We start from the raw sequence: 12997 nt of genomic DNA, 5'->3' as shown, positions 1-12997 counted from the left end.
CCTTCAGCCCGGCGGGGGCGATGTCACACTTTTGCAACACAAGCCCCGAAATTAATTGAAATAAAGGCAGACCCCCTTTGCAACTCAATCTTGCGATCCTAGATGGCTGCTGCGTGATCATGATGCAGATCATGCTCTTGATCTCCCGATAATGGAGAGAAGAGTCGCAGGAGCTATCGTGAGAATAAGTTCATGGTTGCTTTGCATCAAACCTGAACGCCGGATGAATGTCTAAGTCACGGCGACAAGATAATAAATGAGGACTTTATGAAGACTGTGATTTTCGCAGCTATTGCTGCTGCCACCGTTGTTTCGGCTCCTGCTTTCGCTCAGGACGCTGCGCCCTTCACCGGGCCGCGCGCGGGCGTGACGGCGGGCTATGACAAGTTCGATGGCCGCGAAGGCTTCACCTATGGCGTGACCGCCGGTTACGACATCGCCGTGACCCCGGGCGTGACCTTCGGCCCCGAAGTGTCGTTCAGCGACACCACCACCAGCGCCGGCGCCGGTGCGGAAGTCAGCCGCGACCTGGCCGCTTCGGTCCGTCTCGGCTACACCCTGACTCCGCAGGTTCTGGCCTTCGGCAAGGTCGGCTATGCCAACACCCGCATCGACCTTGGCAATGGCGGCGCGTCGTTCGAAGGCGTGCGTTATGGTGGCGGTCTGGAATATTCGGTGACCCCGAACACCTACATCTCGGCTGAATATCAGCGCAGCGAATATGAAGCCAACATCGGTGGCCGCGACGTCGGCCTGGTGGGCGTCGGCTTCCGCTTCTGATCCCTCTCGATCGGAATCAGGGAAGGGGCGGTCCTGCAAGGGGCCGCCCTTTTCCTATATTGTCCGTCCAGGCAGGCAGCGGCTGGAGGTCGGGCGCGACCCAGCCCAGCCGCGCCGTCGTTGCCATCAGCACGTCGCGCGACCAGTAAGCGAAGAGCCAGTCCTTGTCCCCCAGCGGTGAGGTCATCAGCGCGATATAAGCAGTCGTCGGCGTCACATCGGCCGGCAATCCGGCGAGCAGGCGGCGCGCCATGTGCATCGACGCCTGGGTGATCGTCTCATGATAGCCGCTCGTCGCGCTGTTCACCCCGCCTACGCTTGCATTATAGCGGCGGATCATGCCGGGCATGTCCCGTTCGGGCTGCACGTCCGGGCGCGTGAGGATAAACCACAGCGCGGTCGCGAAATGCGCGCCGTGGGTCCAGCTTTCCTTGGGCAGCGTACAGGCGCAAAAGGCCGTCGCCAGCGCGTCTATCTCGGCATCGGTCATTATCTTCCCCAACAGAAAAGCCCCGCCGTTGCGGGCGGGGCTGGTCGTCCTGCGCCAATGGCGCAGCCTATCGTCCCGCGCTCATCCGAGCGCAGCTTGCTTCTCTTCGGAAAGGCGCTTCATCTCCGCCTTACTCTTCTTCTCGCTCGCCGACTTGAGCTGGCCGCAGGCCGCCATGATGTCGCGCCCGCGCGGGGTGCGCACCGGCGCGCTGATGCCGCCTTCGAACACGATGGAACTGAACGCGCGAATCCGCTCCGGCGTCGAACATTCATAGTCTGTGCCCGGCCAGGGGTTGAACGGGATCAGGTTGACCTTGGCCGGCAGCTTATATTTGCGGATCAGCCGGACCAGTTCGCGCGCATCCTCGTCGCTGTCATTCTTGTCGCGGATCATCACATATTCGAAGGTGATGCGCCGGGCATTGTTCGCCTTGGGATAGTCGGCGCAGGCCTGGAGCAGTTCCTCGATCCCATATTTGCGGTTCAATGGCACCAGTTCGTCGCGCACGGCCTTGGTCACGCCATGGAGCGAGACGGCCAGGTTGACGCCGATCTCCTCGGCCGCGCGCGCCATCATCGGCACCACGCCTGACGTAGAAAGGGTGATACGGCGCTTCGACAGCGCCAGCCCGTCGCCGTCCATGACCAGCTTCAACGCGTCGCGGACATGATCGAAATTATAGAGGGGCTCGCCCATGCCCATCATCACGATGTTGGTCAGCATCCGCCCGTCCGCCGTATATTGCGGCGCGTCGTCATCATCATCGACGTCATTGGCAACGGCCATATTACCCTTGGGCCATTCGCCCAGCGAATCGCGCGCCAACATCACCTGCCCCACAATTTCGCCCGGCGTCAGGTTGCGCACCAGCCGCATCGTGCCGGTGTGGCAGAAGCTGCAATTCAATGTACAGCCGACCTGGCTGGAGACGCAGAGCGTGCCGCGATCCGCATCGGGGATGAAGACCATTTCATAGTCCTGCCCATCGTCGGACCGCAGCAGCCATTTGCGCGTGCCGTCGCTCGACACCTGCGCTTCGACCACCTGCGGGCGGCCGACGACGAAGCGTTCGGCCATCCAGCCGCGCATCGGCTTGGCGAGGTCGGTCATGGCGTCGAAATCGGTGGTGCCGCGATGATAGAGCCAGTGGAACAATTGCTTGGAGCGCAGCTTGGCGGCCTTCACGTCCAGCCCGGCCTCTTCCAGCACGGCTTTGATCTGCGGGCGCGACAGGCCCATCAGGTCGGTGCGCCCGTCTTCACGCGGCGTCACCGCGCGCGGCACGGGCACAGGGTCGATAAGGCCGGGAATCGGCATGAGCGGGCTGGCGGCTGATTGCATGGCGCGCCCTTAGCCGATTTTTGCGGATTTTGGAAGCGCGGCCGCCTAACGCAGTTTGGCGCAGCCCAGCGCCGCCGCGTCCATCGCCGTCGCCGCGCCGCGCAGCGCATAGCTGTCGGCAAAGCCGCGCCCGTCTGCGCCCACGCCTGCCACGCTCATACTGCTGGCCGATCGCATCGCCGCCACGATCTGCGCGTCGCCGCGGGCATCGGGCGCCCAGGCGTCCATCTGCCCGGCGACCAGCGCGAAGCGGCGCTCGCCCACGGTCAGCGTGACCGGCGCCCTGGCCGCCAGCGCGCGGTTCAGGCGGATATGCAATTGTCCGCGCACCCGCTGGCGCGGCCAGGTGCCGACCGCGACGAACCCCTTGGGCGTCTGTCCTCTCCGCGCGGCGGGCTGGGCGATGGCATAGCAGCGCGGCCCGTTCTGCCCCGCGCCGGGATCGCGAAAAGCGCCCCAACCCTCGAAAATGCCCAGCGAATCGCGCGCCAGGGCCGGCGACGCCGCCAGCAGCGACAGGATCAGCAGGGCGATGAAGCGAGGCATGATGCGGGCAAAGCCCATGCCGTCCCCTTTTGCAACCCCGGCTCGATCAAAAGCGCGAAGGCGGTGCTTGCCCAAGCCGTCATAGCGGTTATGAAGAAGCATCCATCATTGTCGCCGGGATTCGACCGAATCCCCGGCTATCGGCTTAAAAAGAAACGGACAGAACAGGGACATGAAGGCCACCATCGAACGCGCAACGCTCCTTAAGAGCCTGAGCCACGTCCAGTCGGTGGTCGAGCGGCGCAATACCATCCCCATCCTTTCGAACGTGCTGATCGAGGCGTCGGCCGACGGTGCGATCAAGCTGATGGCGACCGATCTCGACCTCCAGATCGTCGAAAGCGTGTCGGCGCAGGTGGAACAGGCCGGGGCGACCACCATTTCGGCCCACACCCTGTTCGACATCGCGCGCAAGCTGCCCGAAGGCAGCCAGGTGTCGCTGCAGGCGGCCGAAGGCAAGATGCTGATCCAGGCCGGTCGCGCCCGCTTCAACCTGTCGACCCTGCCGCGCGACGATTTCCCCGTAATCGCGGAAGGCGACCTGCCGACCCGTTTCGAGCTGCCGGCGGAGACGTTGAAGCAGATCATCGACAAGACGCGCTTCGCCATTTCGACCGAAGAGACGCGCTATTATCTGAACGGCATCTATTTCCATGTGTCCGACGAGGATCAGCCGGTGCTGAAGGCCGCGGCGACGGACGGTCATCGCCTGGCCCGCGTCACCGTAACCCGCCCGGACGGTGCGGAGGGGATGCCCGGCATCATCATCCCGCGCAAGTGCATCGGCGAACTGCGCAAGCTTCTGGACGAGGTGGAAGGTTCGGTGCAGATCAACCTGTCGGCCAGCAAGATCCGCTTCGGCCTGGGCAGCGCGATCCTGACCAGCAAGCTGATCGACGGCACCTTCCCCGACTATAGCCGCGTCATTCCGACCGCGAACGACAAGCTGCTCAAGATCGATCCGCGCAGCTTCGAGGAAGGCGTCGATCGCGTCGCCACCATCGCCACCGAAAAGACCCGCGCGGTCAAGATGAGCCTGGACAAGGACAAGATCACCCTGTCCGTCACTAGCCCAGAAAACGGCACGGCGGCCGAAGAAGTGCCCGGCGCCTTCCAGGGCGAAGGCTTCGATATCGGCTTCAATGCGCGCTATCTGCTCGACATATTGGGGCAGATCGACAGTGACCTGGTCGAATTGCATCTGGCCGATGCGGCCGCGCCCACGCTGATCCGTGAAAATGACGCCAGTCCAGCGCTTTACGTATTGATGCCGATGCGCGTCTGACCTTCCCTTTGGTGCAGGTTCGACCTGCACCATTATGGATCGTCATGACCCGCCAGCAGTAATTCTCTGGCAAGGAGTTTGCGTTACCAAATGGCGCATGTCCCCGCTCCGCGCATCCCTGACCGATAACCCGTCCCGCCCGATGACGCTGATGGTCGCACTCGGCCTGTCGGAAAGCGGGACCGAAGTGTCGGCGTCCTGGATTTCCGGCGCCTTCATCCACATCGCGCGGCTGTGGCCGCTGATCCTGCTGGCCAAGATCTGCGTCGTCGCGCTGCTCAACCTGCCCTTCTATTCCGGCGATATCGCGCAAGTGGGCCTGATGGTCGCCATGTTGGCCATCGACGGCGCCCTGATGCTCGCGCCGCGCCGGTCCTGGTTTCAGCGCCAGATGCCGCATGTCCAGAACTGGATGATGCTGCCGATGGTGTTCCTGTCGGGCCTGACCTTCAGCCTGTGGCTGGGCTATGAAGCCAAGGCGGCGACCGACGCGCTGTTTCTGGCGGCGGTGCCGGAACTGGCGGTGGCGCTGCTGGCGGTGTGCATCTTCGGCGACCGTCGACTACTGGGGATCAGCTATTTTCTCGGCGCGCTGCTGGTGTCGGTGGTGGAAAAGACCGGCATGGCGCAGGTCGGGCTGCTGTTCAGTTGCGTGCTGGTGATGCTGCTGGCGACGGTGCGTCAGGCGACTGCGGATCGCGACCGGGCGATTGTCCGCCACAGCCAGGATCTGCGCGCGCAACGCTCCGACCGGCTCTTGCAGGAACATGAACGCACCGGGCGCGGCTGGTTCTGGGAAACCGACCGGACGGGTTGCCTCACCTATATCAGCGACGCCCTGGCGCAGACGCTGGATGCGCCCGGCGACGGGCTGATCGGACGGCCGATCACGGAGATCATCCGCCCCGGCGACAAGAAGCAGGGCGATGGCGAACGCACGCTGGGTTTTCACCTGTCCGCTCGCACCGGCTTTTCCGATCTGGCGGTCTGCGCGGCGCTGGCGAAGGAAGAACGGTGGTGGTCGATTTCCGGCCAGCCGGTCTTCAATGAATATGGCCAGTTTCACGGCTTTCGCGGGTCGGGCACCGATCTCACCGAAATGCGCCGCAGCCAAGCGGAAGTGACGCGCCTGGCCCAGTTCGATTCGCTCACGGGCCTGGCCAATCGCATCCAGATGCTCAGCTCGCTGGAGCAGGCGGTGGCCGCCCGCCACGGCAAGCCGGGCGAATGCGCGCTGATGATGCTGGACCTCGACCGGTTCAAGATCGTCAACGACACGCTCGGCCACCCCGCCGGCGACACGCTGCTGCGCCAGGTCAGCCAGCGGTTGCAGCGCGTGGTCGGCGACAAGGGGCTGGTCGGGCGCCAGGGCGGCGACGAATTCAAGCTGCTGCTGCCCGGCCGCCACGATCAGGCCGCGCTGGCCCAGCTGGCGCAGGCGATCATCGCGTCGATCTCGCAGCCCTATATGATCGAAGGGACCGCTGTGGTCATCGGCGTGTCGATCGGCATCAGCTGTTGCCCGCAGGACGGCGTCACCGCCGACGCGCTGATCCGCAATGCCGACCTCGCCCTCTACGCCGCCAAGGGCAATGGCCGCGGCGTCCATCGCTTCTATTCGTCCGACATGCATGCCGATGCGGAGGATCGCCGCGCGCTGGAGGAAGATCTGCGCCGCGCGCTCGCCGCCGACGGCCTGCATCTGGTCTATCAGCCGGTGGTGTCGTCCAAGACCGAGCAGATCACCGGTTACGAAGCGCTGCTGCGCTGGAACCATCCGGTGCGCGGGCCGATTTCTCCCACCCTGTTCATTCCGATCGCCGAGGATAGCGGGCTGATCGGCCAGATCGGCGAATGGGTGATGCATACCGCCTGCCGCGACGCCGCCGACTGGCAGGACGGCATCCGCGTCGCCGTCAACGTCTCGCCCAGCCAGTTCGCCAATCCCGGCTTCCCGTCCACGGTGATGAACGCGCTCGCGGGCGCGCAGCTCGCGCCCGAACGGCTGGAGCTGGAAATCACCGAAAGCGTATTCCTGAACGACGACGACGGCACCGACGCGATGTTCACGCGCCTGAAAGCGATCGGCGTGCGGCTGGCGCTCGACGATTTCGGCACCGGCTATAGTTCGCTTGGCTATCTGAAGAAGGCGCCGTTCGACAAGATCAAGATCGACCAGAGCTTCGTGCGCGGCGCCGCGACCAAGGGCAGCCGCAACAGCGCGATCATCAAGGCGATCGTCAGCCTGGCCGAAGCGCTGGGCATGGACACCACGGCGGAAGGCGCGGAAACGCAGGACGAACTGGCGCTGATCCGCCAGCTTGGCTGCAGCCATATCCAGGGCTATATCTACGGCAAGCCGATGCCCGCCGCGGACGTGCTGGCAGGCCAGCGCAGCATGGGCACCGCGGCCAGCGCCAACGGCTTCCAGTCCAGCCGCCCGGAACGCAAGACGATGCTGCGCACGATCGCGATCCATCATGACGGCCATATCTATACCGGCCGCGTCCGCAACATCTCCGCCACCGGCGCGCTGATCGAGGGATTGTGGAACGTGCCCGAAGGCACATTGTTCGCGATCGAGCTGGCCGAAAACCAGTTCGTCAACGCGACCGCGCGCTGGTCGAAGGACGACCGGATGGGCGTGGAGTTCGCCGGATCGGTCGACATCAGCACCCTGCGCAACGCGCCCAGGTCGATGGCGGGGTGAGGTTGGGTGGCGGTGGGAAGCCGGCTGTCTGGCCTTGCGCAGTTGCGCTAAAAAGCGGACGTTCGAGAAGAATTTGACGTCGGGGGCCGCGTGCGAAAAACCTGTCTTGCAATCGCTGTCGCTTGCCTAGCGACACCTGCATTAGCTCAACCTGCTGGATCGTTGGTTAGGGCCACTCTCGCTCACGTTGAAGATGTTTCGGAGATGCCAAATACTCCTCGGATATGTCTCGATGCGGATTGCCAAATCATCATCGATGGATCGTTTCGTATTACCTTCAAGGTAAACCGGTTGCTTGCAGGACCAAAGACCAAATCTACGGTCTATTTGATACAAGCTTCAGCGCGTCCGCGAACAGGCGGGAGATACTATCTCGTCATTGAACCTTTGAAAGGCGAGCCAAAAATCGTGTGGACAGGGTCAGTAACGAATGGAGTGTGCATCGATTTCGCGGATGCCGAACGGCTCGGTCTTCGCGACGAGATTAACAGATTCCCGTGCCGCGCTGACTAATTTTGTGTCCGGTTGTGTGGATCGCGAAAAGCCTTTCTGCCGTCCGAAAATGGGTCGACAGCGGATGTCCCAAACGCAAAAAAGCGAGGCAGTCGCCTGCCTCGTTTTTTTCCGTCCCGCCATTATCCAGCGATCAGGCGGCGATCGCCACCGGCTCCATTGCGGTATCCGCCACGACCAGCCCACGGCCCAGATCGCGGATCAGGCCGATGAAGCGGGTCGCCTCGCGCACGATCATCGCCTTGTTGAAACAGGCCGCCGCGCCCCGGTCCATCGCTTCGGCGACGATCGGCGCGCCGTCGCGCATCAGGCTGGACAGCATGATCACCGGGCATGGCTCCATGTCCATGATCTCGTCCAATATCGCCAGACCATCCTTGCCCGGCATGGCGATGTCCAGCGTCACGACATCGGGCTTTTCCAGCCGGATCATGTCGATCGCTTCTTCGCCATTGCGGGCGATGCCGACCACTTCGATCCGCCGGTCGCGCTCCAGCAGCGTTTCGATCATTGCGCGGATGGTGAGCGAATCGTCGACCACCACTATTCTGACGGGCTTCATCACAGGCGTCTCCCCAAACCGTTACACGTCCTCATAACGGCCGAGGAACGAAAGCCTTTAATGTCCCTAATACGGGTTTAACTACGTGGCCGGTTGCCCGCCGCGAAATTGGGGAAGAAGAGTTTGCGGAAGCTGATCGACACGGTCCGGCCCAGCGGGTCGAGATAGCCCGGCTGATAGCGCAGCGGCGTCGCCCCGGTCGCATCGGTGACTTCGCGGCGCTGGTTGAAGATATTGTCGATGTTGAACGATATCCGCGCCCCGCGCAGGAAGGGGATCTTGCGCTCCAGCCCCTGCACCTGCCCCAGATTGGCGAACAGGCGCAGGTTCGCGGTGGCGAGGCTGCCGAAGTTCAGGCGCGAACTGCCGCCCGCCGTACCCGTCAGCGCGCCATCGACATGGGTGCCGCTTTCCCAGTCGATGCCCAGCCGCGCGCCGATGCCATTGTTCATATAGCCGACCCGCGCCTCTATCTCATGCCGCGGCTGGCCGCCCGACGATCCGGTGGCGTCGCCGTCCAGCAGATTCAGTTGCGGCACGCCCGGCGCGATGGCGATGCTCTCGGTCAGGTGCCAGGTGTGATAGAGGCTGAACGTCATTCGCCCGCCGCCCTGGCCGCCCCCGCGCCCACCGCCGCCAAAGCCGCCGCCACGCGGTCCACCGCCGCCACCGCCCGGCCCGCCGGCGCCCGGCCCTGCGCCGCCATCGCCGCGCCGCCGATCGCCGCCGTCACCGCCACCGGGCGGCGGACCGCCTTCGCCGCGGGGGCCGCGATTGCCGAACAATGCCTGCAATTCGGGCGGCCGGTCTTCCGGCTTGCCGCCCGATGCGCGCCAGGCTTCCACCAGCTTCTGCACATGCGACTTGATCGGGATCGACAGGTCGAAGCCCCAGCGCAACTGCTCGCTCTGCGACGACAGGAAGTTGATCGGCCGCGCGTCGATCTGGAGCAGGTTGCCGTCGGCGTCGCGCACGAAGCGCTGCGGATAGGCCGCCTCCAGCGCCGGGGTGGGCGTGGGGAAAGCGGCGATCGGGTTGCTGGTGCGGCTGTTGAGATAAGTGGCGGTCAGCGTCAGATTGGGCTTTTCGAACGGCTTGATCCGGGCGCTCAGGCGAAACTGGTCGCGCACGCTTTCGCGCAGGCTGGCGTTGCCGCCCGACAGTTGGGACACGAACACCGTCTGCCCGGTCGCATAGTCGAACACCGACACGTTGGGCGTCACGATCTGCGGATCGGTGATCTGCGTGCCGGTGGGCGCGGCGCGATCCTGATTGGCGGACAGCAAGAATTGCACCGCCTTGACCGGCTCCCAGCGCAGGCCATAGCCCAGCGTCGAGAGCGCGCCGAAGTCCGAATAGCGTTGCGCCGCGGCGTTGAAATTGACGCCGATGTCGCCCACCGCGCCCAGCACGCCCTTCGACCGGCTGGTCAGCGGCAGGTCGACGCTGATCTGCCCGCTGCCGATCTCCCGGCTATAGTCATTGCCGCTTGCCACGCCCGACCGGACCGACCGGCTTTCGAAGCCATTGGCCGATGCGCCGAGCCGGATCGATGTCATGACATCGCCCGCCGGCAGGTCGAACAGCGACCCGCTGACCAGCAGGTCACCCTGCACCGCCCGGCTTTCCGCGCGGGCGCGGTCGGTCAGGCGGGTGGCGGTCAGCGCGGGGGCGAAGCTGCCATAGGGATTGACGCTGGCGTCGCCGGCATCGAGCGCCGTCTGGATCGCGCCGGTGTCTATGCCGCGATCGGTGCGGGTGCGGGTGATCGACAGGTCGCCATTGCCGGTGAAGGACCATTGCCAGCTCCCGCCCAGCCGCCCGCTCAGGGTCAGCCCGATATGGCCGGTCGTGCCTTTGGTCTGCTGCTGCAACGCGCCGCCCTGCGCCAGATAGCGATAGAGGGTGACGTCATTGGCGAAGGGCGAGAAGGGGCTGCCCGCCGCCAGATCGAACGCGCCCTGCGACAGGCCCTGAAGCGAATCGCTGTCCGACAGTTCCAGCCGTCCGTTCAGCGTCGCCGACACCCCGCCCAGCGCGCGGGCCAGGGTGGCGTTGGCGGAAAAACTCTCCGTCTCCGGGCTGAGCGTGCGATAGCGGGTCAGGTCGCTGACGCTGGCGGCATTGGCGCCCGCGACGAAATCATTAAGCGTGGGCGGCGTGGCCGCGGCGCTGCCCGGCACGCTGGCTATCGTCACGGTCTGCCCCGCCAGCGCCGACAGCGCCGGGTCGATCTCGCCATCCGTGCCGGTGCCCACGATATTGCCCGCCAATGCATAGGGGCGGCGCGGCGCGGTGGCGGTGATTCCCCGCTCGCTTTCCAGCAACGCGGCGGCGCGGCTATATTGCAGGTTCAGGGTGAAGCGATTGTCGCCCTGGATGCGCAGCAGCCCGGCCTCCACCTTGCCATTTTCCCGCCCGCCCTGCGTCGTCGTGCCCGCGCGTCCTTCGGCCGTTTCGGCGCGGAAGCGCTGGCGCAGGACGATGTTCACCACCTTCTGCGTCGACGCATAGCCATAGGAGAGGGCGACCTGTTCGGGCAGGATGTCGACCCGCGCCACCGCTTCGGACGGGACGTCCTGGATCTCGGAAAAGCTGGAGATGCGCTTGCCATTGAGCAGGATGACCGGCGATCCGTTGGTCTGCGGCGACAATTCGCTGATCAGTTCGGAAATGGAGGTGACGCCCAGCGCGCGCACGTCGGCGGCGGACAATTGCTGTTCGGGCTGGACGTCGCCGATCACCGATCCGCGTTGCGGCTGGCCGGTGACGACGATTTCTTCGCCCTCGTCCATTTCGACGGGGGGTGCAGCCTTCTTCTCCTCCTGCGCCATCAGGGCGCCGGGCGCGACGCCGGCCATGAGCGCGACACAGACGATGGATGCAGAAAAACGCACGAAAAACCCCCACAGACAAACCCGAAGCTGATAACTGGCCTAGCAGCCGCTTGTCGCAAGATTCTGGCAACGACCAGCGATATTTGTCGCAAGATGTAATCGGGTCGGCTGAACGTGGGCTGAGGCCGGGGTCTTGACCCTGCAATGTCAGGCCGCGTCGTGGAAGATGATGCCCAGCGTATAGCGCACGCCCGACAGCAAGCGGCTGACGCCGTGCCGCATCTGCACCCGATGTACGCCGCGCGCGCCCGTCACCGGCCGGTCGCGCACCGGGAAAATCACCGCGTCGCCCTGGCGCAGCGGCACCACTTCGGGACGCGACTGCATCCGCGGCCGCTGCTCGGTCAGGACGAAGGCGCCGCCGGTAAAGTCGCGCTCCGGCTGCGACAGAAGGATCGCGACCTGCAATGGAAAGATATGCGGGCCATAGACATCCTGGTGCAGCGCATTCCAGTCGCCTGCCTCGTAGCGCAGCAGCAGCGGGGTCGGCTTGTCCTGCCCAGCCAGCGCACAGCGGGCCAGGAAATCGGCGTGGCGCGCCGGATAGATGTCGCCGGTGCCCAGCATCGCCGCCCAGCGATTGGCCTGCGCCGCCAGTACGGGATAGAGGCTGTCCCGCAGCGCCGCGACCGGATCGGGCAGCGGATAGGCGCAATAGCGATAGCGCCCGCTGCCATAGCCATGGCGCGCCATCACCACCTCCTTGCGAAAGGCGCGCGGATCGTCCCACAGGGCGACGATCGCGGCGCACTGGTCGGGGGACAGCAAAGCGGGCAGGCGCGCCGCGCCATGGCGGTCGAGATCGGTGACGTCCATGGGCGCCAGGGTGGACTTGTCGCGACGCTGCGTCATCCCACCGCTTGCGGTCAAATGCCTTTCCCGTTCGCCCCGGGCGCAGCGAGGTGCCTTCGCCTTATCCCGCCTTGCGAAAGCGGAACAGAAACCGGTCGGTCTTGCCGCGCACCGCCGGGTCGAACACCAGCTTGGCATGATCGTCCGCCGCGTTGGCGAGCAGTGGGCTGTCCGCCTCCAGCGTGAATCCGGCGGCGATGAAATCGGCCTTCACCACCGCCGGGTCGATCCGATGCACTTTGTCCACGATCGCCCGCGTGTCGCCCGCCGCGCCGACATGATCGACGATGCCCACGATCCCGCCCGGCTTCGTCGCGGCATAGAGCCTCTTCACAAAGGCGGCCGGATCGGTCCGCGGGATGCCATATTTCTCCGACTGCCAGTATAGATCGTGGTAGCTCAGGTTGATGATGGTGAAGTCGAAACTGTCCGCCGGCGCGCTGAACGCCTCGAACGGGTAGCGGACCCATTGCACATCCGGCCGCCGCGTGACCAGCGCCTGCCATTTTTTCTGTTCTTCGGGCTGGGTGTAGAACTGGTTCGGCTCGAACGCGGTGACCTTGCCGGTCGGACCGACCGCATCGGCCATGATCTCCGCCCAATAGCCCGATCCTGTCATGATGTCGGCCGCCTTCATGCCGCGCTTCAGCCCCAGGAAAGCGAGCGTTTCGGCGGGCTTGCGGCTCTCGTCCAGCGCTCTCGCCTCGGCCGGGCGTTTGGCGTCCGAGATTGCGGCGGCATAGTCGGGCGCGGGCGGGTTCGGCGTCCGGGCGGCGAGCGGCGCGGCGAGGCTGGCAAGGCAGAGGATTGCGGGGCAGAGGATGACGGGGCTGGCGCGCATGATGATTTTCCCTCCTGATGGCGCGCCATCATGCGCCGTGCTTGTCCGCCGCTCAACCCTGCGGCATGACGGCTGTCGATGCTGCACGTCGCTGGTCGAAACGGCGCGCAATCGCTGTCCTACAGAAGTTTCGGCTGCTATAAGCGGCTGTAAACAGGTAACTTTACATAGATTCCA

The 12997-nt window shown here is 64.9% G+C and carries 10 protein-coding genes; 3 read left to right on the top strand and 7 right to left on the bottom strand.

Annotated features, from left to right (window positions below; all coding sequences use genetic code 11):
• Positions 1-267 precede the first annotated feature (267 nt).
• Entirely contained in the window at positions 268-780 is a 513-nt protein-coding gene (locus SBA_RS01695; protein WP_261935680.1) for a porin family protein, read from the top strand.
• 16 nt (positions 781-796) lie between these two features.
• Here the strand turns inward: SBA_RS01695 and SBA_RS01690 are convergent, their stop codons facing one another.
• The 3 genes from SBA_RS01690 to SBA_RS01680 all read right to left on the bottom strand — a co-directional run bounded on the left by SBA_RS01690 (position 797) and on the right by SBA_RS01680 (position 3160).
• Positions 797-1270: a hypothetical protein gene (locus SBA_RS01690; RefSeq protein ID WP_261935679.1), complete on the bottom strand. Its 474-nt coding sequence runs from the start codon at positions 1268-1270 to the stop codon at positions 797-799.
• Positions 1271-1351: 81 nt separating this feature from the next.
• Positions 1352-2614 carry a 23S rRNA (adenine(2503)-C(2))-methyltransferase RlmN gene (gene rlmN / locus SBA_RS01685; protein ID WP_261935678.1) on the bottom strand — a complete coding sequence of 421 codons (1263 nt, stop codon included), beginning with the start codon at positions 2612-2614 and terminating at the stop codon, positions 1352-1354.
• Positions 2615-2659: 45 nt separating this feature from the next.
• Positions 2660-3160 carry an invasion associated locus B family protein gene (locus tag SBA_RS01680; RefSeq protein WP_261936656.1) on the bottom strand — a complete coding sequence of 167 codons (501 nt, stop codon included), beginning with the start codon at positions 3158-3160 and terminating at the stop codon, positions 2660-2662.
• A gap of 172 nt (positions 3161-3332) precedes the next feature.
• On the opposite strand from SBA_RS01680, the gene dnaN reads away from it, so the two are divergent.
• Both dnaN and SBA_RS01670 read left to right on the top strand, forming a co-directional pair.
• Positions 3333-4445: a DNA polymerase III subunit beta gene (gene dnaN, locus SBA_RS01675; protein WP_224547835.1), complete on the top strand. Its 1113-nt coding sequence runs from the start codon at positions 3333-3335 to the stop codon at positions 4443-4445.
• Positions 4446-4542: 97 nt separating this feature from the next.
• Complete coding sequence (locus SBA_RS01670; RefSeq protein ID WP_224547836.1) at positions 4543-7155, top strand: EAL domain-containing protein; 2613 nt, start codon at positions 4543-4545, stop codon at positions 7153-7155.
• A 646-nt stretch (positions 7156-7801) separates the two neighbouring features.
• Here the strand turns inward: SBA_RS01670 and SBA_RS01665 are convergent.
• From SBA_RS01665 to SBA_RS01650, 4 genes are all read right to left on the bottom strand, one after another.
• Positions 7802-8230 carry a response regulator gene (locus SBA_RS01665; protein ID WP_066599614.1) on the bottom strand — a complete coding sequence of 143 codons (429 nt, stop codon included), beginning with the start codon at positions 8228-8230 and terminating at the stop codon, positions 7802-7804.
• Positions 8231-8307: 77 nt separating this feature from the next.
• Positions 8308-11091, bottom strand: a complete 2784-nt coding sequence (locus SBA_RS01660) for a TonB-dependent receptor (protein ID WP_390902425.1) — start codon at positions 11089-11091, stop codon at positions 8308-8310.
• A 183-nt stretch (positions 11092-11274) separates the two neighbouring features.
• On the bottom strand, positions 11275-11979 hold the full coding sequence (locus SBA_RS01655; RefSeq protein ID WP_261935676.1) for a 2OG-Fe(II) oxygenase: 705 nt from the start codon (positions 11977-11979) through the stop codon (positions 11275-11277).
• Positions 11980-12040: 61 nt separating this feature from the next.
• Positions 12041-12820 (bottom strand): class I SAM-dependent methyltransferase, encoded by a 780-nt coding sequence (locus tag SBA_RS01650; RefSeq protein WP_261935675.1) that lies wholly within the window; start codon positions 12818-12820, stop codon positions 12041-12043.
• Positions 12821-12997: the final 177 nt, after the last annotated feature.

The sequence above is a fragment of the Sphingomonas bisphenolicum genome (assembly GCF_024349785.1).
Lineage (GTDB): Bacteria > Pseudomonadota > Alphaproteobacteria > Sphingomonadales > Sphingomonadaceae > Sphingobium > Sphingobium bisphenolicum.
Note: the sequence above shows the minus strand (reverse complement) of the source record. Positions and strands in the feature narration are given on the sequence as shown.